The sequence below is a fragment of the Rossellomorea marisflavi genome (assembly GCF_022170785.1).
Taxonomy (GTDB): Bacteria; Bacillota; Bacilli; order Bacillales; family Bacillaceae_B; genus Rossellomorea; species Rossellomorea marisflavi_B.
Genome location: NZ_CP081870.1, coordinates 2,524,429 through 2,545,517, shown reverse-complemented (window position 1 = coordinate 2,545,517; position 21,089 = coordinate 2,524,429). Strand labels below are relative to the sequence as shown.

Genomic DNA, 21,089 nt, shown 5'->3' with positions numbered 1-21,089 from the left:
ATTCAGTGCTTAACAAGATCTATGATTGGGTGGACGAGCGTCTAGACATTACGCCGCTATGGCGTGATATTGCGGATCACGAAGTGCCTGAACACGTAAACCCTGCGCATCACTTTTCTGCGTTCGTTTACTGCTTTGGCGGTTTGACATTTTTCGTTACCGTTATTCAAATCCTGTCCGGGATGTTCTTGACGATGTACTATGTTCCGGATATCAAAAATGCATGGGAATCGGTTTATTATCTGCAAAATGAAGTGGCATTCGGACAGATCGTACGCGGTATGCACCACTGGGGTGCCAGTCTCGTCATCGTCATGATGTTCCTACATACCCTGCGTGTATTCTTCCAGGGAGCCTATAAAAAACCTCGTGAATTGAACTGGGTCGTTGGGGTATTGATCTTCTTCGTCATGTTGGGTCTAGGCTTCACGGGTTACTTATTGCCTTGGGATATGAAAGCGCTATTTGCGACGAAGGTCGGCCTTGAGATTGCGGGAGCAACCCCGTTCATAGGTGATCAGGTCAAGTCCCTCCTCGCAGGTGATCCCCATATTGTAGGGGCGCAGACGCTTACACGATTCTTCGCGATCCACGTATTCTTCCTGCCGGCAGCTTTACTCGGACTGATGGGAGCTCACTTCCTCATGATCCGTAAGCAGGGTATATCTGGACCGTTGTAAAATCGAACAAACCTATTAAAAGGAGGGGACATTATGCATCGTGGTAAAGGGATGAAGTTTGTAGGGGACTCGCGTGTTCCTGCTGAACGAAAACCGAATATTCCAAAAGACTATTCGGAGTTCCCTGGTAAAACAGAAGCCTTCTGGCCGAACTTCCTGCTGAAGGAATGGCTGGTGGGAGCTGTTTTCCTGATCGGTTATCTTTGCTTGACAGTGGCTCATCCATCTCCGTTGGAACGGATCGCCGACCCGACGGATACGGGATATATTCCGCTGCCTGACTGGTATTTCTTATTTCTCTATCAATTATTGAAGTACACGTACGCATCTGGTCCTTATAATGTGATTGGTGCCTTCATCATTCCGGGAATCGCTTTCGGTGCGCTACTCCTGGCTCCTTTCATCGACAGGGGACCGGAACGACGCCCGACAAAGCGTCCATTTGCAACCGGCTTCATGCTTCTTGCACTGGCTGCAACCTACTTCCTGACATGGGAGTCCGTCGCGACACATGACTGGGCTGCAGCGAAGGAACAGGGGAAAATCCAGGCAGAAGCTGACTTTGATAAAGAGTCAGAGGGGTATAAAATCTTTGCAGATCAAAAGAATGGTTGTATCAACTGTCACGGTGAAAATCTCCAAGGCGGAGCAGGACCATCCCTTGTTGGGACGGGGCTCTCAGCCGATGAAGTGGCGGATATCGCTGTGAACGGCAAGCCGCCTGGAATGCCTGCCGATCTATTTCAAGGCTCCGATGAGGAACTTGATAAGCTAGCAGAATTCATTTCAGGTCTAGAATGAATAATGTTGAAGAGAGCCGCTTACGCTGGCTCTCTTTTCTCATGGACAGAAAGGTGAGGATAAATATGATCTGGTTATGGTCATTGTTAAAGAATCGAAGTTTTTTGTGGCTACTTCTGGTGGTCAACGTGCTCGGTACGATATACGGATATATATGGTATATGCCTCAGCTTGAGAGAACACCGGGGATTTTCATCCCGTTTGTTCCGGACAGTCCGACAGCAAGCCTGTTTTTCTGCTTTGTCCTTATCGCCTTCCTGCTTAAGCGGAATTGGCCGATATTCGAGGTTCTGGCCATCATCACCCTCTTCAAGTACGGGGTGTGGGCGATTGTCATGAATCTGCTGACTCTTTGGGTATCGGGTGATCTTCCTTGGGAAGGATACATGCTCATGGTGTCCCACGGGGCCATGGCGGTCCAGGGAATCCTGTATTCCTCGTTTTATCGGGTGAAGCCTTGGCATATCATGGTGGGGGCCGTATGGGCTGTCCATAATGACATCATTGATTATGTGTATATGCAATATCCTATCTATTCCCAGCTATACATGTACATACAGCACATCGGTTATTTTACCTTCTGGCTCAGCATCGCCTCTATTGCGATTGCCTATTATTTCACCCAGAAGACGGCGAGGAACTCCCTGAGTTTGTAAAGAGGTCTACTCTTGTCCACCCCTTCATACACTTTACTAGTAGCAATAGGGGGGACGAGAATGAAAGTCATTCAACTGTTATTTATTGTCATAGCACTCATGCTGGTACCGGAACCATTTCATGCCCTGGGGGAATCGCCTGCCGGTACAGGGGAACTTGATGAATTGGCCGACCAGGCACTTCAGATGACGAAGGCAGGGAAATATGAAGAGGCAAAAAAGTTCCTTACCCACTTTTCTGAGGTATTCCCTGCTTCGGGTGGCAGCCGCCCCTTGTCCATGGATGAGCTGAGGATCCTGACGATGTCCCATGACTATGCCGTGGAAAGCATCAATCAGGTTTCCGCTGACCATGCCCAAAAGGTAAATGCGGTAACCAAGTTCAGGCTCGTAATCGATACACTGTCCAGCCGCTATCAGCCCCTTTGGGTTGAGATGGAAGATCCCATCATGGAAGCTTTCAGCGACGTGAAGACTGCAGCGGAAGAAGGGGATATGGAAGCCTACCATTCCACATTGAATGCATTTCTTTCCAAATATAATATCATTCAGCCAAGTGTGAGGCTTGATCTGCCTGTGGAACGCTCCCAGGCGCTTGATGCCAAAATCACCTACTTGGATCACTATCGTAAAAGCGTGCTCAAGAGCGAGGGGATGACGGAATTGACCACGCTGGAAGGAGATTTGAAGGACTTATTTGAAAATGTGACCGAGGATGAGGCCGATCCGTCCTTATGGTGGGTGATCATTTCTACAGGAAGCATCATCATTTCCACATTATCTTACGTAGGTTGGAGAAAATATAAGGGTCAAAAGGAAGCGAAAACAACAGAAAGACAAAAAAATTGACAGGAACCTTATATCACTATAGAATTTAGGTAATTTAACATGTGGAGGTTATGGCGATAATGGTAGGATTTTTGGTTTACTTTCTACTGATCGCTCTCATTCCGATCATTGCACAGATGAGAGTAAAAAGCACATTCAATAAATATTCCAAAGTCAGATCCACTTCAGGAATGACGGGTATGGAAGTAGCCCGCAGAATCCTGGATGATAACGGATTGTATGATGTAAAGGTTGTAGAAGGCAGGGGATTCCTGAGTGACCACTACAACCCGGTCACCAAAACGGTGGCACTATCCCCGGATAATTATCACGGTCATTCCGTTGCGGGTGCGGCCGTTGCAGCCCATGAGGTCGGACATGCGATCCAGGATGCGGAAAGCTATGCTTTCCTAAGGTTCCGTCACAGACTGGTTCCCCTAGCGAATATCGGGTCTAATATGTCATGGGTTTTCCTTATGATTGGGATATTCACCCAGGCGACAGGAATGTTCTTATTGGGGATCGTCCTCATGGCACTCGGTGTTGTGTTCCAGCTTGTTACACTGCCGGTTGAGTTCAATGCATCCTCACGGGCCATGAACCAGGTGGTTTCACTCGGTTTGATCCGCAATGAGGAGGAGCGTCACGCGAAGAAGGTGCTGAACGCGGCGGCCATGACGTACGTGGCGGCAGCGGCGGTGGCTATCATCGAGCTTCTCCGTCTGATCCTGATCTATACCGGTATGAACAACGATGATTAATAAAAACAGCTCCAGACGATCCTGAAGGGATCGTCTGGAGCTGTTTTTTTATCTGAAAGGGGCTCTCAAAGGTCGAGGGGATTCTTATCCGCATCCAAGGTGAAACCTTCTCCAAGGACGTCATGCACGACGGTAACGGATACGAAGGCGTGAGGATCTATGGCATTGATGATATTTTTAAGCCGGACGATTTCGTTTTTCCCCACCACGCAATAGAGGACTTCCCTGTCTTGCTTTGTGAAGGATCCGTGCCCCTTCAGCACGGTGACGCCGCGATCCATCTTGTCATGGACCATCTTGGCGATCTCTTCGTGATGGTCGGAGATGATCATGGCGCCTCTGGCAGCATACGCACCTTCCTGCATGAAGTCGATGACCCTTGCCCCCACGAACACGGCGACGAGCGTATACATAGCCTCCCGATATTGAAGATAAGTGAGTAGGGACGCAAGGATGACGACAGCGTCGAACATGAACATGGTCCGTCCCATGCTCCAGCCGATGTACTTATGTGCAAGTCTTGCCAGGATGTCGACTCCCCCCGTCGTCCCGCCGAAACGGAAGATCGTTCCGAGTCCGATCCCGACAAACACCCCGGCAAACAGGGCTGCAAGGAAAAGGTCTCCTTCCAGGTTGATATTCATCTGATAGCGCTGGAAGATCCATAGGAAGACGGATAGTCCGACGGTGCCGATGACGGTATACCCGAACGATTTCTTACCCAGGAGCTTCCACCCGAGAATGAACAGGGGGATGTTGAGGGCAAGGTTCGAATAGGATGGATCGATATGGAACAAAAAGTATAGGATCAGGGTGATCCCTGTGAATCCGCCCTCCGCCAATTCATTTCTCATGTTAAAATGAACTAATCCGAATGCGAAGATGGCTGAACCCAGGATGATGAAGATGATATTTTTAAGGCGGAGCCCTAACATGTTGAAACCTCCCTCAATACCGTAGTGAACTGGTTGACAGAGACATTATATAGGAAGGGATACAAACTGGCAATAACATTTATAAACGACCGGGGGCATGCGTAATAGTTGTATTGACGGTAAAGTTTAGCTAACATGATAAAAGATAATAGAGGAGTGTGACGACTCATGAATAAGAAGACAATGGAACAAATGCAAAACGATGTGGATGCATACATAAGTCAATTCAAGGAAGGGTACTTCAGCCCATTGGCCATGATGGCCAGGCTGACCGAAGAATTGGGCGAACTAGCCAGGGAAATCAATCATTATTATGGTGAAAAGCCAAAAAAAGATTCGGAAACTGAAAAGGCCATCGATGAGGAGTTGGGTGACCTCTTGTTCGTGGTGATCTGCCTTGCCAATTCCCTTGGCATAAGCCTCGAGAACGCACATGACCGGGTGATGGAAAAATTTACTACCCGTGATAAAGATCGGTGGACCCGTATAGAAGGAGGGGATGACAATGGAAATGATTAAGGTGTCGATAGCAGGGCCGAGGGGAAGAATGGGGAAGGAAGCCGTCACCCTTGTGGAAGAAACGGATCATTTCGAATTGGTGAGTGTGATCGATCATAAACAGGAAGCCGCTGCCGGGGTCCCTGTGTTTGCTTCGCTGGAAGAATGTTTCGCTCATGAACTTCCGGACGTCCTGATCGACCTTACAACGCCTGAAGTGGGGTATACGCATACGAGGACCGCATTGGAGCACGGTGTGAGACCGGTTGTCGGTACAACGGGATTCACAGCAGAACAGTTGGAAGAGCTTAAAACCCTGGCGGAAGATAAGGGAATCGGTTGCATCATCGCACCGAACTTTGCCATCGGGGCCGTCTTGATGATGAAGTTTTCACAAATGGCGTCAAAATATTTCCCGGATATCGAGATCCTCGAGCTCCATCATGATCAGAAGCTCGATGCACCGTCCGGAACGGCGGTGAAGACGGCCGAGATGATCAGGGAAGTCAGGGAGTCAAAAGAACAGGGACATCCCGATGAAAAGGAAACCCTCCAGGGGGCACGTGGTGCCGAAATGGATGGTATTCACATCCACAGTGTGCGTCTTCCGGGACTCGTGGCCCATCAGCAGGTCATGCTTGGCGGCGAAGGAGAACTGTTGACGATCCGTCATGATTCATTCCACCGAAAGAGCTTCATGTCGGGCGTGAAGGTATGCGTGGAGACGGTCATGGAGCTGAAGACCCTCGTCTACGGCCTTGAAAATATACTGGAATAGAAGGTGACTCTCATGAATATTGCGCTAATCGCCCATGATAAGAAAAAAGACGATCTGATTCGTTTCGTGTTGGCTTATCAGCCCATCTTTGAGCAGCACTCCCTTTTTGCCACCGGGACGACCGGTACAAGGATCACGACAGAAACCGGATTGCCGGTCCATCGCTTCAGGTCTGGACCCCTTGGGGGAGATCAGGAAATCGGAGCTTATATTGCGAATGATAAGATGGACCTTGTCCTGTTCTTCAGGGACCCATTGACTGCCCAACCCCACGAACCGGACGTATCAGCCTTGATACGCCTATGTGACGTGTATTGCGTTCCCCTTGCAACGAATATGGGGAGTGCGGAAGTCCTGGTCAAGGGGCTGGAACGAGGAGATATCGAATGGAGGAGCATCATCAATGGGAATGAGTGAGCAACAAATCGATATTCTGGCCTTTGGAGCCCATGCCGATGATGTCGAAATCGGTATGGGGGGGACCATTGCCAAATACGCGGCAAAAGGGAAACGCATCGTCATCTGCGATCTTACCCATGCTGAACTGTCATCCAACGGAACGGTGGATCTTCGTTTGGAAGAAGCGAAGAAGGCCGCAGAGATCCTTGGTGCATCAGAGCGGATCACCCTCGATATTCCCGATCGTGGCATATACATAAACGAGGATCATTTGAAAAAGGTCGTCGAAGTCATACGTACTTTTCGTCCCAAAGTCATCTTTGCCCCGTATGAAAAGGACCGCCACCCCGATCACGGTAACGCATCCCGTCTGATCACTGAAGCGTACTTCTCGGCGGGGATCCGGAAATTCCACGGGGAGTTGGACGCCCATAAACCCCAGCATTTATATTACTACATGATCAACGGTTTCCACCGTCCGGACTACATGGTGGATATCGAAGGCTATATGGATAAGAAGGTGGACAGCCTCCGTGCCTATACGAGTCAGTTCATTCAGGCATCCGGCGTGGCGACACCGCTCACAAAAGGCTACATAGAGTCCGTGGAGGCGAGGGAAACCATGATGGGCAAGGAAGTAGGCTCCCTTCATGCTGAAGGGTTCTTCACGCATTCACCCATTACATTGCATCATGATTTATTAGGAGAGTAACAATAATGAAGTTGAAAATCGGAATCACATGCTACCCGACAGTCGGGGGCTCGGGGGTCGTGGCAACAGAGCTTGGAAAACTGCTTGCAGAAAGAGGACATGAAATCCATTTCATCACCTCGAGCATCCCTTTCAGATTGGACAAGATGTACCATAATATCTACTTCCACCAGGTGGAGGTGAACCAGTACTCCGTCTTCCAGTATCCGCCTTATGATATCGCACTGGCCAATAAAATGGCCGAGGTCGTGGAACGGGAGGAACTTGATATCCTTCACGTCCATTATGCGATCCCTCATGCCGTCTGTGCCATCCTTGGGAAACAAATGTCGGGTAGGGACGTGAAGATCGTCACCACTCTTCACGGTACGGATATCACGGTGCTCGGATATGACGCCTCACTGACGGGGGCGATCCGCTTCGGAATTGAAAAATCCGATGTTGTAACAGCGGTATCGACAGCCCTCGTGAAGCAGACGGACGATTTGATCCGGCCAGACAAAGATATACGCACGGTATACAATTTTATCGATGAAAGGGTGTACCGGAAGACCAACTCAGCCCACCTTAGGATGGAATACGGGATAGAGCCTCATGAAAAAGTGCTCATCCACGTTTCGAATTTCAGGGGGGTCAAACGGGTGAAGGATGTTGTGGGTGCATTTGCCAAAATCCGGGAAGCTGTTCCCTCAAAGCTGCTATTGGTAGGAGACGGCCCGGAAATGGGGACAATCTCTTCTCTCGTAAAAGAGCTGGGGATCGAGGAATATGTCTTATTCCTGGGGAAACAAAACAACTTGGAAGAACTCTACTCCATCAGCGACCTCAAGCTGCTTCTGTCCGAAAAAGAGAGCTTCGGTCTTGTGGCCCTGGAGGCCATGGCCTGTGGAGTACCGGCGATCGGCACTGATATCGGGGGGATCCCGGAAGTGATCGAAGATGGGGTGAATGGCTTCATCTGTCCACTCGGTGACCTTGAAGCCGTGGCAAGTAAAGCCGTCAAGGCATTGAAGGACGGAGCTCTTTATGAAGAGCTTTCGAGGAATGCACTTGAAACCGTACGCACAAAATTCCACCGGAATCGAGTGGTCGACCAGTATGAGTCGATCTACAAGGAATTGATCTAAGGGGGAGATAGGATGTTACCGAGGGAATTTTCCCAGGCGCTGCCCGTTCTCCTTGAATTGGAAGCGAACGGATATGAGGCATATTTTGTGGGTGGATCAGTCAGGGACCATCTCATTGGACGGCCCATCAATGATGTCGATATAGCCACTTCTGCTCTTCCTGAAGAGGTGAAAAGCATTTTCCGCGATACGGTGGATATCGGAATCGACCACGGAACCGTTTTAGTATTGACGGGCTCGGGAAGGTTTGAAGTGACGACCTTCAGGACGGAAACAGGCTATCAGGATTTCAGGAGACCCGATTCTGTCGATTTTGTAAGGTCCCTTGAGGAAGATCTTCAAAGGAGGGACTTCACCATCAACAGCATGGCCATGGATGCAAGGGGCAGGATAAAAGATCCGTTTGGAGGCAGGCGGGATCTTCGCGACAAGAAGATCCGCACGGTCGGTCTCCCTGATGAACGATTTTCAGAGGATGCTCTCCGGATGATGAGGGGGATACGCTTCGTTGCCCAGCTTGGTTTCCATATGGAAGATGAAACAAGAGAGGCGATTGTCCGCCACAGCTCCTTGATGAGCCATATTGCCGTCGAGAGAAAGACGATGGAATTCGAAAAGGTCCTTGCTTCAGTGAACAAGCATTTGGCCTTTGACCTCCTGATTCGCACCAGACTATACCGTGAGCTTCCGATGCTGAATAACTATGAGAATGTTATGGAAGCCATGAGGGAGAACCCTGCAGTGAGATCACTCTCAAAGGACCAGTCATGGCTATTCCTGCTCTTCCATGTGATGGATAGCGGATTCTTGAAATCCTGGCGACTGCCTAAAAAGGAAATCAAAGCGAGGGAAAAAGAGAGGGAATCCCTGAAGAAGCGCCTTGAAGGAGACTGGTCTCCACTGCTACTGTATAAGACAGGAAGGAACGGGGTAGTGAACGTAGAATCCGTTGCTTCCTGTATCTCAAGCTCTCCCCATTCTGAAATACTCGATCGCTACGACGAACTGCCCATCCATTCAGTAAAGGATATCGAGGCGACCGGGTCAGAGTTGATCAAATGGAAAGGGAAGCCGGGAGGACCATGGGTGAAAGAGGAAATAGCAAAAATCGAAGCGGCCATCTTAAACGGAGAACTTCCGAATGAAAAGGCGTCAATCAAAAAGTGGGTGAAAACATGCAATCGGTCATAAGAGAGAAGCTTTTGTCGGCATTATCGGATTCACCGGATGATTTCCTGTCCGGCCAGGCGCTCGCTGACATTGCGGGCTGTTCGAGGGCTGCCGTGTGGAAGCATATTGAAGAGCTGAGGAAAGAAGGATTCGTCCTTGAAGCTGTCAGGAAGAAAGGGTACCGGATCATAGGTTCGCCTGACAGTGTGACCGCAAACAAATTGAAAATCGGTCTGAAGACGAAGACACTCGGCCAGAATATCCATTATGAAGAAACGGTGGGAAGTACCCAGAAAGTGGCGCATGAACTGGCTGCAAATGGTGCTCCTGAGGGAACGCTGGTCATTGCCGATGAGCAGACGGATGGACGGGGCAGGCTGATGCGGGAGTGGCATTCATCGAAAGGGACAGGTGTGTGGATGAGCCTGATCCTGAAGCCGCTCCTCCCACCCCAAAAAGCGCCACAGTTCACATTGATCGCAGCTGTGGCTGTCGTACAGGCCATTCAGGAGACAACTGGACTGGAGCCACAGATCAAATGGCCGAACGATATACTGATCAATGGCAAGAAAGCGACCGGAATCCTGACGGAGCTTCAGTCGGAACCAGATAAAATCAACTCCATCATCATCGGGATCGGCATGAACGTCAACCAGACCCAAGAGCATTTTCCCGATGAGTTGCAAAGTATTGCCACCTCCTATGGAATGGAAGCTGGCCGTTCACTTTCACGGTCTGACATCGTCCAGAAGGTGTTAGAACGGATGGAGGCACTCTATGAGCTGTATATGACTAAGGGATTCACTCCCATCAAACTCATGTGGGAAAGCTATGCCGTCAGTATCGGGAGAAGAATCACGGCCCGAACGATCAACGGATCCATCGAGGGATATGCCCGGGGAATCACAGAAGAAGGGGTCCTTCAGATCGAAGATGATACCGGCAAACTTCACCATATTTATTCGGCTGATATCGAGTTGTCCCGGTAAGAGGAGCAAAAAGCTCCTCTTTTTTACGTTCTGACTTGCATCTTCTTCTTCGCCATATGCTATAATCGGAATTGGGCAGTATCCATCAGGAACTGCACCTTAAGCGGTTACATCCATACGTGAAAACTAAAATCTGCCTTGATCCGTTCAGGACTGGGACAGAGGGTCGAAACTTTACGATAATCCAGGGATCCTTCTGTCAATTTTTTTGCAGAAGGGTCCTTTTTACATCATTTTGTTTCGTCACCTCTGACTGAAAAGAAGGAGGAACTTATGAAACAGACGACACAATTTCTAAAGATGAAAGAGAGCGGAGAAAAGATCTCCATGCTGACGGCCTATGATTATCCCACGGCAAAGCTTGCTCAGGAAGCAGGGATCGACCTGCTTCTGGTAGGTGACAGCCTCGGTATGGTCGTACTCGGATATGATTCAACGGTAGCTGTTACCACCGCTGATATGATCCACCATACGAAAGCGGTCAGGAGAGGTGCTCCCGACACGTTCACGGTGACAGATCTACCCTTCATGACCTATCACCTCTCAACAGAAGAGACACTGAAGACGGCAGCAAAACTCATGCAGGAAGGCGGAGCCCATGCCGTGAAGGTCGAAGGAGCGGGTACGGTCGTCGATCGGATCCATGCCCTTACGGCTGCCGGGGTCCCTGTCATGGCCCATCTCGGCCTCACCCCGCAATCCGTCGGGGTCCTCGGAGGGTATAAGGTCCAAGGGAAAACAGCTTCCCAGGCGGAAAAGCTGCTCAGGGATGCCAGGGAGTGCGAGGCGGCAGGAGCCTTTGCCCTCGTTCTGGAATGCGTGCCTAAGCAGATTGCTAAAGAAGTCTCCGGAGCCCTCACCATCCCTGTCATCGGGATCGGGGCCGGAAAAGATACCGATGGGCAAGTACTGGTCTTTCATGACATGGTCCTGTTCGGAGTCGACAGGACGCCCAAGTTCGTCAAATCGTATACGGACGTCTCCCGTGCTGTCAGGGGTGGAATTGCTTCCTACATTGAAGATGTCAAGGAGAAGAGGTTCCCTGACGATGAGCACTCCTTCTCGATGAAGGAAGAAGAGCTCAATAGCCTTTACGGTGGTGGACATAAATGAGATGCGTAGACAACATCAGGGAGCTGACAGACGTACTGACGCATAAAAAGCAGGGCTCAGGGATCGGTTTCGTTCCCACGATGGGGTATCTTCACGAAGGGCATCTCTCCCTTGTAAAGAGAGCAAGGGAAGAGAATGATCTAGTGGTGATGAGCATTTATGTAAATCCCACCCAATTCGGACCGGGTGAGGACTTTGACCGGTACCCAAGGGATCTGGACAGAGACAAGGCACTGGCGGAAGAAGCGGGTGTCGATATCCTGTTCCTTCCCCGCACGGAAGAAATATACACCGGGACAGCATCGGTCACCCTTCATGTAACAGAAGGGGTGGACGTGATGTGCGGCAAGAAACGGCCGGGTCACTTTGATGGTGTAGTGACCATCCTCACAAAACTATTTCACATCGTACAGCCGGACCATGTGTATATGGGGCTTAAGGATGCCCAGCAGGTGGCCGTGGTGGAGAGACTTGTAAAAGACTACTTCTTTCCACTTACCATCGTCAGGGTACCGACCATGAGGGAAAGCGATGGGCTTGCCAAAAGCTCCCGGAACGTCTATCTTTCAATCCAAGAAAGGGAGGAAGCGCCTGTTTTGCAGCATAGCCTGCAGCGTGCACGGAAGGCGATACAACAGGGGGCCCGTTCAGGTGAAGAAGTCATCTCACTCGTACGTGAAACGATCGAATCAGGGACGTCAGGAGTCATCGATTATATCGAAGTTCTCTCTTACCCTGGACTGTGCCCGGTGGAAGAGTGGGATGGGGAAATCATCGTAGCACTCGCCGTCCAATACGAGAAGGCAAGGTTGATTGATAATATGATTATCACAGTCTCAGAGGAGGATACACATGTTTAGGACAATGATGAGCGGGAAGATCCACAGGGCCCGCGTTACGGAAGCGAATTTGAATTATGTGGGCAGCATCACGATTGATGAAGAAATCCTTGACGCAGTGGGGATGGTGGCAAATGAAAAGGTCCAAGTGGTCAATAATAACAATGGAGAACGCCTGGAAACCTATATCATCCCCGGTAAGCGTGGGAGTGGTGTCATCTGCCTGAATGGAGCAGCTGCTCGGAAGGTTCAGGAGGGGGATATCGTGATCATCGTCTCCTATAAGCTCATCGGGGAAGAACACATCAACCGTCATGTGCCGAAAGTGGCGATCATGGATGAGAATAATACGATCGTGGAAATGCTCGGTACAGAACCGGAAGCAACGGTCTACTGATAGTGAACACGGAAGAGGGAGATCCCGGGATCATCCCTCTTTTCTTATGCCCGCATGGTGGCTCGCGGTGAAGAGATTGTGGTACACTGTTGAAGATAAGTGTAGCGATTAAATGAAGGCAGTGAAGAAGATGGATCCATTGAAATTTGTAGTCGTCGATCTTGAAACGACCGGTAATTCCCCTAAGAGAGGGGAACGGATCATTCAACTATCGGCAGTCACGATCGAAAACGGTAAGATTACCGACCAATATACGAGCTTTGTCTCACCGGGCAAGCCGATTCCGGCATTCATCGAAGAGTTGACCGGCATCAATGATGAAATGGTACGGGATGCCCCGGCCTTTGAAGAAATCGCACCCGTGGTCCATAAGATCCTTGAAGGGGCGGTATTCGTTGCCCATAATGTCAATTTCGATCTATCCTTCCTTCAGGCGGAGCTTGAAGAAAGCGGATATGTGCCGTTTGACGGTCCGTCTGTCGATACGGTGGAATTGGCAAAAGTCGCATTCCCTTCGGCAGATAGCTTCAAACTATCCGAGCTGTCAAGCACCCTTGATGTCAGTCATGTGAGACCGCATCAGGCAGACAGTGATGCCTACGTCACAGCGGAGATCCTTTTATACTTCATCGATACCCTCAATGGATTGCCATTGGTGACACTGGAAAAGCTAAGGAAGCTTTCCGATCATCTGAAGAGTGACCTCTATTTGATCTTTGAGCAGATCCTCCATGACAAATATGAGAGGATCGAGGATCTTCCGGAAGATCTTGAGGTCCACCGTGGCCTGGCCATCAGGAAAAAAGGCAGTGTGAAGATCTCCACAGGGAAAGCTGACGAAGGAGAAGGAATAGAGGAGCTCCTGAAGAGGACCGTCCCCCATTATGAACGGAGGGGGGCACAGCTGGATATGATGGAAAGCATCACGGACGCTTTTCTCCTTTCCAAAAACATGGTGATCGAAGCGGGTACGGGCGTAGGGAAATCCCTCGGCTATCTATGGCCAAGCCTCGACTTTGCAATCCGCAAGGGGGAAAGGGTGGTCATCAGTACATATACGATCCAGCTCCAGGAGCAGCTTCTCCAGCAGGAAATCAAGCGCCTGGAAGCCATCGCTCCCTTCCCGTTTAAAACGGTCCTTCTGAAGGGGAAAAATCATTATATCAATCTGTTCAAATTCGAGCAGTCCCTGAGGGAAGACGAAGCGCAGTATGATGCTGCATTGACGAAAATGCAGATCCTTGTTTGGCTCACAAGGACTGAAACCGGAGATATGAGCGAACTCAACCTGAGCTCGGGCGGACAATTGTTCTGGAACCGCTTGAAGCAGGACGGATGGCATCTGCCTCATCACAAAGATCCATGGGTGTCGAAGGACTTCTACCTTTCTGCAAGGAAGGAGGCACTGGAGGCCGATCTCATCATCACCAACCATTCCATGCTTTTGACCGATGTGAAAATGGAGAAAAAGATGCTCCCCGACTTCAACTATCTGGTGATCGATGAGGCTCATCATCTGGAAAAGGCTGCAAGGCAGCATCTTGGGATCATGCTGGACTACCCTTCCATTAAATTCACGGTTTCCCAGCTCGGATCCTTGGACCAGCACCAGCTGTATAAGCGTCTTGATGAACTTTTGGCCAACCATTCGGTCACCATGGAACTCCATCCCTTTGAGATGGACCGTCTCATCACAGACTTTTATAGAGAACTCGAAGAAGCGTTCACGGTGCTTGCTTCGACATTTTATAAGCAGTCCAAAAAGCGATCGGGCGTCAACAAGATCCAATGGCGCCTGACGGAAGATGTGAAGAAAAGCAGGCAATGGATGCCCGTCAGGATGATCATCGAAAGGGTCGTTTCCCATATGAAAACGATCGAAGGACAATTCAGGAAGGTGCTTGATACCGTAAAAGAAAAGAAAATCAAGCTTACTGATCCTGAAAAAGCCTTCATCGAGGAATTCTTCTCGTTCCTGCTTGATTGGAATGAACTGTATTCCGGACTTTCCACCCTCTTCCTCAAAGCGTCGGATGAGTATGTCATCTGGCTTGAAGGAGATACAAGATCACTGCCCAACTCCCTGACCATCCAAGGTCAGCCCGTGACGGTGTCTGATCAACTCCGGGATGAAGTGTTTGTCAAAAAAGAAAGTGTCATCCTTACATCAGCGACGCTTACGGTCAGTGATTCATTCGATTTCTTCCTACGGGAAATCGGGCTGGATGGAGCCGGCACTCTCCGACTCCCTTCACCATTCGACTACCGGGAAGCGACGAGGTTGTTCATCCCTTCGGATGTACCGGAGATCCAGCAGGTCACCAATGAAGAGTATATCGAGGCCATCAGCTCCCATTTGATCGGAGTGGCACAGGCGACGAAGGGGAGGATGCTCATCCTTTTCACCTCGTACGATATGCTCCGGAAGACGTATGAGCTCATGAAGGATTCGGGGCTCCTTGAAGAGTATGTACTGATGGCCCAGGGGATCACGTCGGGAAGCCGAACGAGACTGACAAAGAATTTTCAGCGATTCGATAAAGCCATCCTGTTCGGTACAAGCAGCTTCTGGGAAGGGGTCGACATACCTGGTGAGGACCTATCATGCCTGGCCATGGTGCGCCTTCCATTCTCCCCTCCCGATGAGCCGGTCACACAGGCAAAGGCGGAAATCCTCAAGGCGGCTGGAAAAAATTCATTTTCGGCCCTCTCACTTCCGGAAGCCATCATCCGTTTCAAACAAGGGATCGGAAGGCTCATCAGAAGGAGCAGTGACAGGGGGATCATCATCGTCTATGATCGGCGCATCATATCGACAAGGTATGGCAAGGCGTTCCTGGAATCAATCCCGGAAATGCCTGTGCAGGAAGGAGATCTGTTCGAACTCATCGATCAGATTGAAGATTGGCTTTGAACCCGGTGATAAGGAAGCCACCGGGGAAGAGGCCGGATTGCGGTGAACGGAAGCCGCATCCATGGAGTGTCTTGAAAAGAAGGAGTGAAGTTTTTATATTCTGCGATTACACAATGGAGAAATGTTGTTATAATGTGTGTAGAATGTACCAAACCAATCGATGAAGGAGGAACATCATGGAAAGCAAGATTGAGATTTTATCTACCCTTCGGATCGACTATACAGATAACCTTTATAAAGTGGTAGACGAATTGAACAGGACGTTGAAGAAAGACGACTATATGTTTGGCCTTGCACTTGATCCGGAAGATCAGCAGGTGGCAGTACTAACAATCTATCGTACATAAAAGAGTGATAATGATGAAAAAATGGATAACGATAATCGTGATAGCCTTTGTGCTCATTGGCGGCACTTCAGCCTACTTGATTTACAAAAATTCACGTAGCCCGCTTCATAAACAATCGGAAGCGGCTATCGACCGCGTCAAAGAAGAAACAGCCATCACCAAAATCGAAGACACAAGCTTCTATAACGGAACCAAAGCATATTCTGTCATCATCGGTAAGGATGATAGCGGCAAGAAAAAGGTCGCATGGGTTCCTGAAGGTAAAGGGAAAATCATCGAGAGGGACTGGGACGGTGGCATTTCGAAGGAAGAGGCTGTCAAAAAGCTCAGAAGTGAGATCGAGCCCAAGGAACTTCTTTCCGTTAGGCTCGGCTACGAATCCGTCGGCCCCGTCTGGGAAATCACATACCTCGATGATCAGGAACAACTGAATTATTTCTATATGCTGTTCTCCAATGGAGAATGGTGGAAAAAAATAGAGAATCTATAATACAGGAGTGAGTCACGATGAACATTTCATTAGCCCAAAGAGTAAGTGCACTAACACCTTCCACAACACTGGCCATCACGGCCAAGGCGAAAGAGATGAAGCAGCAGGGAATCGATGTGATCGGACTTGGAGCGGGTGAACCCGACTTCAACACCCCTGACCATATCATCAATGCAGCACATGAGTCGATGATCGGCGGTCAGACCAAGTACACCCCTTCAGGTGGTACTCCTGCCCTCAAGGAAGCCATCATTCAAAAATTCAAGACTGACCAGGGACTCGAGTATGGCCCCGGTGAAGTCATCGTGACAAGCGGTGCCAAGCACGCCCTCTATACCTTATTCCAGGTACTCCTTGATGAAGGGGATGAAGTCATCATCCCGACGCCTTACTGGGTGAGCTACCCGGAACAGGTGAAGCTCGCCGGAGGTGTTCCGGTGATGGTCGAGGGGAAAGAGGAAAACGAATATAAAATCACACCAGGGCAGCTTGAAGAAGTGCTTTCATCCAAGACGAAAGCCCTCATCCTGAATTCCCCGAGCAATCCGACAGGCATGCTGTACTCCGAAGAAGAACTGCGTGCAATCGGTGAGGCATGCATCAAGCATGATGTACTCATTGTATCTGATGAAATCTATGAGAAGCTTGTATATGACGGGAATAAGCATATCTCCATTGCCCAGCTATCACCGGAGCTGAAGGCTCAGACCATCGTCATCAACGGAGTGTCGAAATCACACTCCATGACAGGGTGGAGGATCGGTTACGCAGCGGGCGATGCAACGATCATCAAGGCGATGACCAATCTAGCAAGCCACTCGACTTCGAATCCGACGACTACCTCTCAATACGGAGCCATCGCGGCATACGAGGGGGATCAAGCTCCTGTTGAACATATGAGACAGGCATTCGAAGAGAGACTGAACATCTTATTCGAGAAGCTCAATGCTATCCCAGGATTCAAGTGCATCAAGCCTCAAGGGGCATTCTACCTTTTCCCAAATGTCAAGAATGCGGCAGAGCTGACAGGCTATGAAGATGTGGACGCCTTTACGACGGCCCTCCTTGAGGAAGCGAAAGTGGCCGTGATCCCTGGTTCCGGATTCGGATCACCTGATAACATCCGCTTGTCTTACGCAACCAGCCTTGATTCATTGGAGGAAGCACTGAAACGGATTCATACATTCGTCGTAGCGCGCAGTAAGTAAGGACCGGCCCCTCTTCAAGGGGCTCTTTTTTCCAATCTGTTGCGACGCGATGATCGGGAAGGTATAATAAGGTACGATACATAAGTGTATAAGTTTTTGGAGGGAAAAAATCGTGAAAACCACAATATCTCAAGTTAATCGTTTTGTTGGGGAAGAAGTGACCATCGGTGCATGGCTCGCCAACAAACGTTCAAGCGGCAAGATCGCTTTTCTACAACTGCGTGACGGTACCGGCTTCATCCAGGGTGTCGTCGTCAAGGCTGAAGTCGAAGAGGAAATCTTCAAAAAGGCCAAGTCTCTTACCCAGGAAACGTCCCTCTATGTGACAGGTGTCGTCACGGAAGACGAACGTTCACCTTTCGGATATGAACTTCAGGTGAAGGACGTCGAAGTGATCCATGAAGCCGTTGACTACCCGATCACTCCGAAGGAACACGGGACAGAGTTCCTTATGGACCACCGTCATCTCTGGCTGCGCTCACGCAAGCAGCACGCCGTGATGAAAGTTCGGAATGAAATCATCAGGGCAACGTATGAATTCTTTAATAAAGAAGGATTCGTGAAAGTGGATCCACCGATCCTGACTGGAAGTGCACCGGAGGGAACGACTGAACTATTCGCAACGAAATACTTCGAGGAGGACGCCTATCTTTCTCAAAGTGGTCAGCTATATATGGAAGCTGCGGCCATGGCCCTTGGAAAAGTCTTCTCATTCGGACCGACATTCCGTGCTGAAAAATCGAAGACCCGACGTCATCTCATCGAGTTTTGGATGATCGAACCGGAAATGGCTTTTGTCACATTCAATGAAAACCTCGAAGTACAGGAACAGTACGTGTCCTATATCGTACAGAGTGTGCTTGAAAACTGTAAGCTTGAGCTTGAGCGTCTTGGACGTGACACAAGTAAGCTTGAACAGATCAAAGCTCCATTCCCACGCATCTCCTATGATGACGCCATCAAGCTCCTTCACGAAAAAGGGTTCGATGATATCACTTGGGGCGATGATTTTGGTGCGCCTCATGAAACGGCCATTGCCGAAAGTTACGATAAACCGGTCTTCATCACGCACTACCCGACTTCATTGAAGCCGTTTTATATGCAGCCGGATGCAGACCGTGATGATGTTGTTCTGTGCGCGGATCTAATCGCACCGGAAGGATACGGGGAAATCATCGGTGGATCAGAACGGATCCACGATGCCGAACTGTTGAAGCAGCGCATCGAAGAACACGATCTCGCGACAGATGCATACAAATGGTACCTTGAATTGAGGGAGTACGGTTCAGTTCCCCATTCAGGATTCGGACTTGGTCTGGAGCGGACCGTTGCATGGATCAGCGGCGTGGAGCATGTCAGGGAAACCATCCCATTCCCGCGTCTGTTGAATCGCCTATATCCGTAAGTAAAACGCCGTCCTGTGCAAGATGCACAGGATGGTCTTCTTTTTTTTGAAGGGCTTATGGAAAAGAAAAACACCCTGTAATAGCAGAAAATGACCCGTAGCCATGATATACTGGTTAGGAGGTGTTAGTACTATGGATCATAAACGATTGATGTTGTCCTGGATCGAAGAAGGGACATTAAACATCCCCCATTTATTATTGAAACACTATCAAGCTCTTGGATTGAATGAAACCGAGCTTGTCCTATTACTCAATATCTACAGGCATCTGGATAAGGGGAATCAGTTCCCTACACCCACTGACCTTTCAGAAACCATGACCTTAAGTGCTGAACACTGCTCTTCCCTTTTGAGGAAACTGATCCAACATCAATTCCTTGGGATCGAAGAAGGAGCTTCCCCGGAGGGCATCCTCTTCGAACGGTACAGTCTGATGCCCCTTTGGAGTAAACTGGCGGACCATATCATTCAGGATAGCAAAAGGGAGCAGACCGTTCAGGCGATGGAGGAAGAGGCGGATATCTATTCCGTGTTCGAACAGGAATTTGCTCGTCCCCTGTCTCCGCTGGAATGCGAGACCCTTGCCATGTGGTTGGATCAGGATGAACATAATCCAACCATCATCAAGGCGGCCCTGAGGGAGTCTGTCATCTCCGGTAAACTTAATTTTCGATATATCGACCGCATTTTATTCGAATGGAAGAAAAACGGCGTGAAGACCATCGAAGATGCCCGGAATCAGAGTCAGCGCTTCCGCCCGCATCAAAAAGCGGTTGCACCGAAGGAAATGAAATCCGAAGGGAAGCGCAAGTCGGTTCCCTTTTATAACTGGTTGGAGCAATAGGGTATAAAAGACCGGCCATCGTGGCCGGTCTTTTTTCAAACGCATAGGGGAGGGGCATTACTGAGTAAGGTTACCCCCCCACACGTGAAAAGGAGGATGTATTTCATTGCTGAACAATAAACAGATTGCCATATGCCTGGATGAAATGAGAGGTATGTACCCGGAGGCCCATTGTGAACTCGTCCATGAAAATCCTTTCGAGCTCGTCATCGCCGTGCTGCTCTCTGCACAGTGTACAGATGTACTGGTCAATAAAGTGACAAAGAATCTTTTTCAAAAATACAAGGAACCTGAGGACTATTTGGCCGTCACATTGGAAGAGCTCCAGCAGGATATCAGGTCCATCGGACTGTACCGGAACAAAGCGAAGAACATCCGCAGTCTCTGTGAAATCCTTCTTGAGGAGTATGGGGGGGAGGTCCCGAGAGAACACGAGGAGCTTGTGAAGCTGCCGGGAGTAGGAAGGAAGACAGCGAATGTTGTCGTCTCCGTCGCCTTCGGTGTACCGGCCTTGGCCGTGGATACCCACGTGGAGAGAGTCAGTAAGCGTCTGGGTATATGCCGCTGGAAGGACAGCGTCCTCGAAGTCGAGAAGACGCTCATGCGCAAGATTCCCCGTGAAGAATGGAGCGAAACGCATCACCGCCTGATTTTCTTCGGCCGCTATCACTGCAAGGCGCAGTCTCCTCAGTGTGATATCTGTCCTCTGCTTGATTTATGCAGGGAAGGGCAGAAGCGGATGAAGAAAAAGGTGAGGGGATGAAGGATAAGGTAGAAGGGCAGCCGGATAAATACGGTTCGGAAGCACATAAGATTCCAGACGACGGAGGAAACAGCTTTCATCCAGAAGAGGCCTATCAGAATTGGGAAGAGGGCAAGGGTCTGATTTCCACCCTGTTCAAGGCGCGTGATGCCTCATCGGCAGATGAAATGGGAAGGGCGATCCTATGGTTCCATCAGCTTTTATTCTGGAGTAATGGATCTGAGGTCGATCTGTCCGATTGGCAGAAGGCGGTGGAGCGGCTGGAGTTGAAGCCCCACAACGTCGTGGACCGGCTATCTTTCATCCAGGAGAACCCAAGACTTGCTCATTCCTTCCTGCAGCTGCAGGAGCTTTTTGAAGAACAATGGAAGAGATATGCTAAGGATAGGGCGATGAAATCCATAAAAAAAAGCAGCGAGTAGACGTACTCGCTGC

24 protein-coding genes are annotated in these 21,089 nt (G+C 49.6%); 23 read left to right on the top strand and 1 reads right to left on the bottom strand.

What is annotated here, in order from left to right; genetic code table 11:
* Positions 1–5: 5 nt before the first annotated feature.
* From qcrB to K6T23_RS13320, 5 genes are all read left to right on the top strand, one after another.
* Positions 6–680 carry a menaquinol-cytochrome c reductase cytochrome b subunit gene (gene qcrB / locus K6T23_RS13340; protein ID WP_048005872.1) on the top strand — a complete coding sequence of 225 codons (675 nt, stop codon included), beginning with the start codon at positions 6–8 and terminating at the stop codon, positions 678–680.
* A 33-nt stretch (positions 681–713) separates the two neighbouring features.
* Positions 714–1,481: a menaquinol-cytochrome c reductase cytochrome b/c subunit gene (locus K6T23_RS13335; protein WP_053426745.1), complete on the top strand. Its 768-nt coding sequence runs from the start codon at positions 714–716 to the stop codon at positions 1,479–1,481.
* Positions 1,482–1,546: 65 nt separating this feature from the next.
* Entirely contained in the window at positions 1,547–2,137 is a 591-nt protein-coding gene (lhaT, locus tag K6T23_RS13330; RefSeq protein ID WP_056535753.1) for a lipoprotein heptaprenylglyceryl N-acetyltransferase LhaT, read from the top strand.
* 60 nt (positions 2,138–2,197) lie between these two features.
* Positions 2,198–2,986: a sporulation protein YpjB gene (gene ypjB, locus K6T23_RS13325; protein WP_238281361.1), complete on the top strand. Its 789-nt coding sequence runs from the start codon at positions 2,198–2,200 to the stop codon at positions 2,984–2,986.
* Positions 2,987–3,045: 59 nt separating this feature from the next.
* Positions 3,046–3,726 carry a zinc metallopeptidase gene (locus K6T23_RS13320; protein ID WP_174564586.1) on the top strand — a complete coding sequence of 227 codons (681 nt, stop codon included), beginning with the start codon at positions 3,046–3,048 and terminating at the stop codon, positions 3,724–3,726.
* 65 nt (positions 3,727–3,791) lie between these two features.
* Here K6T23_RS13320 and K6T23_RS13315 read toward each other — a convergent pair whose 3' ends face one another.
* Positions 3,792–4,661, bottom strand: a complete 870-nt coding sequence (locus tag K6T23_RS13315; protein WP_048005868.1) for a YitT family protein — start codon at positions 4,659–4,661, stop codon at positions 3,792–3,794.
* 168 nt (positions 4,662–4,829) lie between these two features.
* Here K6T23_RS13315 and K6T23_RS13310 point away from each other — a divergent pair, with 168 nt between their 5' ends.
* The 18 genes from K6T23_RS13310 to K6T23_RS13225 all read left to right on the top strand — a co-directional run bounded on the left by K6T23_RS13310 (position 4,830) and on the right by K6T23_RS13225 (position 21,076).
* Positions 4,830–5,180: a nucleotide pyrophosphohydrolase gene (locus K6T23_RS13310; protein ID WP_238281359.1), complete on the top strand. Its 351-nt coding sequence runs from the start codon at positions 4,830–4,832 to the stop codon at positions 5,178–5,180.
* Positions 5,167–5,937, top strand: coding sequence for a 4-hydroxy-tetrahydrodipicolinate reductase (gene dapB / locus K6T23_RS13305; RefSeq protein ID WP_079516295.1), 771 nt, complete (start codon positions 5,167–5,169; stop codon positions 5,935–5,937). Before K6T23_RS13310 ends, dapB begins: the two co-directional genes overlap by 14 nt.
* A gap of 12 nt (positions 5,938–5,949) precedes the next feature.
* Positions 5,950–6,354, top strand: coding sequence for a methylglyoxal synthase (gene mgsA / locus K6T23_RS13300; protein ID WP_053426751.1), 405 nt, complete (start codon positions 5,950–5,952; stop codon positions 6,352–6,354).
* Complete coding sequence (gene bshB1, locus K6T23_RS13295; RefSeq protein WP_056535765.1) at positions 6,347–7,048, top strand: bacillithiol biosynthesis deacetylase BshB1; 702 nt, start codon at positions 6,347–6,349, stop codon at positions 7,046–7,048. Before mgsA ends, bshB1 begins: the two co-directional genes overlap by 8 nt.
* A 5-nt stretch (positions 7,049–7,053) precedes the next feature.
* Positions 7,054–8,175 (top strand): N-acetyl-alpha-D-glucosaminyl L-malate synthase BshA, encoded by a 1,122-nt coding sequence (gene bshA / locus K6T23_RS13290; RefSeq protein WP_238281357.1) that lies wholly within the window; start codon positions 7,054–7,056, stop codon positions 8,173–8,175.
* A gap of 12 nt (positions 8,176–8,187) precedes the next feature.
* The gene (locus K6T23_RS13285) at positions 8,188–9,366 is read left to right on the top strand and encodes a CCA tRNA nucleotidyltransferase (protein ID WP_238281355.1); all 1,179 of its coding nucleotides are present in this window, start codon (positions 8,188–8,190) and stop codon (positions 9,364–9,366) included.
* Positions 9,351–10,334, top strand: a complete 984-nt coding sequence (locus tag K6T23_RS13280) for a biotin--[acetyl-CoA-carboxylase] ligase (protein ID WP_238281353.1) — start codon at positions 9,351–9,353, stop codon at positions 10,332–10,334. The genes K6T23_RS13285 and K6T23_RS13280 overlap by 16 nt, the downstream gene beginning before the upstream one ends.
* Before the next feature lie 273 nt (positions 10,335–10,607).
* Positions 10,608–11,447, top strand: coding sequence for a 3-methyl-2-oxobutanoate hydroxymethyltransferase (gene panB, locus K6T23_RS13275; RefSeq protein WP_238281352.1), 840 nt, complete (start codon positions 10,608–10,610; stop codon positions 11,445–11,447).
* Positions 11,444–12,307 carry a pantoate--beta-alanine ligase gene (panC, locus tag K6T23_RS13270; RefSeq protein ID WP_238281350.1) on the top strand — a complete coding sequence of 288 codons (864 nt, stop codon included), beginning with the start codon at positions 11,444–11,446 and terminating at the stop codon, positions 12,305–12,307. The genes panB and panC overlap by 4 nt, the downstream gene beginning before the upstream one ends.
* Complete coding sequence (panD, locus tag K6T23_RS13265; protein ID WP_218246079.1) at positions 12,300–12,683, top strand: aspartate 1-decarboxylase; 384 nt, start codon at positions 12,300–12,302, stop codon at positions 12,681–12,683. Before panC ends, panD begins: the two co-directional genes overlap by 8 nt.
* 130 nt (positions 12,684–12,813) lie before the next feature.
* Positions 12,814–15,597, top strand: coding sequence for an ATP-dependent DNA helicase DinG (dinG, locus tag K6T23_RS13260; RefSeq protein ID WP_238281348.1), 2,784 nt, complete (start codon positions 12,814–12,816; stop codon positions 15,595–15,597).
* A 176-nt stretch (positions 15,598–15,773) separates the two neighbouring features.
* Entirely contained in the window at positions 15,774–15,944 is a 171-nt protein-coding gene (locus tag K6T23_RS13255) for a YpmA family protein (protein ID WP_079516288.1), read from the top strand.
* A 37-nt stretch (positions 15,945–15,981) separates the two neighbouring features.
* Positions 15,982–16,434 carry a cell wall elongation regulator TseB-like domain-containing protein gene (locus K6T23_RS13250; RefSeq protein ID WP_238281346.1) on the top strand — a complete coding sequence of 151 codons (453 nt, stop codon included), beginning with the start codon at positions 15,982–15,984 and terminating at the stop codon, positions 16,432–16,434.
* Between the two features lie 23 nt (positions 16,435–16,457).
* Entirely contained in the window at positions 16,458–17,642 is a 1,185-nt protein-coding gene (locus K6T23_RS13245) for a pyridoxal phosphate-dependent aminotransferase (RefSeq protein WP_156450668.1), read from the top strand.
* Between the two features lie 112 nt (positions 17,643–17,754).
* Entirely contained in the window at positions 17,755–19,047 is a 1,293-nt protein-coding gene (gene asnS, locus K6T23_RS13240) for an asparagine--tRNA ligase (RefSeq protein WP_056535792.1), read from the top strand.
* Positions 19,048–19,180: 133 nt separating this feature from the next.
* Positions 19,181–19,891 (top strand): DnaD domain-containing protein, encoded by a 711-nt coding sequence (locus tag K6T23_RS13235; RefSeq protein WP_079516286.1) that lies wholly within the window; start codon positions 19,181–19,183, stop codon positions 19,889–19,891.
* A 106-nt stretch (positions 19,892–19,997) separates the two neighbouring features.
* Positions 19,998–20,654, top strand: coding sequence for an endonuclease III (nth, locus tag K6T23_RS13230; RefSeq protein WP_142128436.1), 657 nt, complete (start codon positions 19,998–20,000; stop codon positions 20,652–20,654).
* Positions 20,651–21,076 (top strand): YpoC family protein, encoded by a 426-nt coding sequence (locus K6T23_RS13225; RefSeq protein WP_238281344.1) that lies wholly within the window; start codon positions 20,651–20,653, stop codon positions 21,074–21,076. Before nth ends, K6T23_RS13225 begins: the two co-directional genes overlap by 4 nt.
* The last annotated feature ends 13 nt before the right edge of the window (positions 21,077–21,089 follow it).

What these genes read in the sequence shown, in the direction of transcription:
- K6T23_RS13255 (WP_079516288.1), top strand. Translation starts at nt 15,774, where the DNA reads ATGGAAAGCAAGATTGAGATTTTATCTACCCTTCGGATCGACTATACA.
- K6T23_RS13280 (WP_238281353.1), top strand. Translation starts at nt 9,351, where the DNA reads ATGCAATCGGTCATAAGAGAGAAGCTTTTGTCGGCATTATCGGATTCA.
- dapB (WP_079516295.1), top strand. Translation starts at nt 5,167, where the DNA reads ATGGAAATGATTAAGGTGTCGATAGCAGGGCCGAGGGGAAGAATGGGG.
- K6T23_RS13285 (WP_238281355.1), top strand. Translation starts at nt 8,188, where the DNA reads ATGTTACCGAGGGAATTTTCCCAGGCGCTGCCCGTTCTCCTTGAATTG.
- K6T23_RS13320 (WP_174564586.1), top strand. Translation starts at nt 3,046, where the DNA reads ATGGTAGGATTTTTGGTTTACTTTCTACTGATCGCTCTCATTCCGATC.
- K6T23_RS13310 (WP_238281359.1), top strand. Translation starts at nt 4,830, where the DNA reads ATGAATAAGAAGACAATGGAACAAATGCAAAACGATGTGGATGCATAC.
- K6T23_RS13225 (WP_238281344.1), top strand. Translation starts at nt 20,651, where the DNA reads ATGAAGGATAAGGTAGAAGGGCAGCCGGATAAATACGGTTCGGAAGCA.
- dinG (WP_238281348.1), top strand. Translation starts at nt 12,814, where the DNA reads ATGGATCCATTGAAATTTGTAGTCGTCGATCTTGAAACGACCGGTAAT.
- panB (WP_238281352.1), top strand. Translation starts at nt 10,608, where the DNA reads ATGAAACAGACGACACAATTTCTAAAGATGAAAGAGAGCGGAGAAAAG.
- panD (WP_218246079.1), top strand. Translation starts at nt 12,300, where the DNA reads ATGTTTAGGACAATGATGAGCGGGAAGATCCACAGGGCCCGCGTTACG.
- lhaT (WP_056535753.1), top strand. Translation starts at nt 1,547, where the DNA reads ATGATCTGGTTATGGTCATTGTTAAAGAATCGAAGTTTTTTGTGGCTA.
- panC (WP_238281350.1), top strand. Translation starts at nt 11,444, where the DNA reads ATGAGATGCGTAGACAACATCAGGGAGCTGACAGACGTACTGACGCAT.
- bshA (WP_238281357.1), top strand. Translation starts at nt 7,054, where the DNA reads ATGAAGTTGAAAATCGGAATCACATGCTACCCGACAGTCGGGGGCTCG.
- bshB1 (WP_056535765.1), top strand. Translation starts at nt 6,347, where the DNA reads ATGAGTGAGCAACAAATCGATATTCTGGCCTTTGGAGCCCATGCCGAT.
- K6T23_RS13235 (WP_079516286.1), top strand. Translation starts at nt 19,181, where the DNA reads ATGGATCATAAACGATTGATGTTGTCCTGGATCGAAGAAGGGACATTA.
- mgsA (WP_053426751.1), top strand. Translation starts at nt 5,950, where the DNA reads ATGAATATTGCGCTAATCGCCCATGATAAGAAAAAAGACGATCTGATT.
- ypjB (WP_238281361.1), top strand. Translation starts at nt 2,198, where the DNA reads ATGAAAGTCATTCAACTGTTATTTATTGTCATAGCACTCATGCTGGTA.
- K6T23_RS13315 (WP_048005868.1), bottom strand. Translation starts at nt 4,661, where the DNA reads ATGTTAGGGCTCCGCCTTAAAAATATCATCTTCATCATCCTGGGTTCA.
- K6T23_RS13335 (WP_053426745.1), top strand. Translation starts at nt 714, where the DNA reads ATGCATCGTGGTAAAGGGATGAAGTTTGTAGGGGACTCGCGTGTTCCT.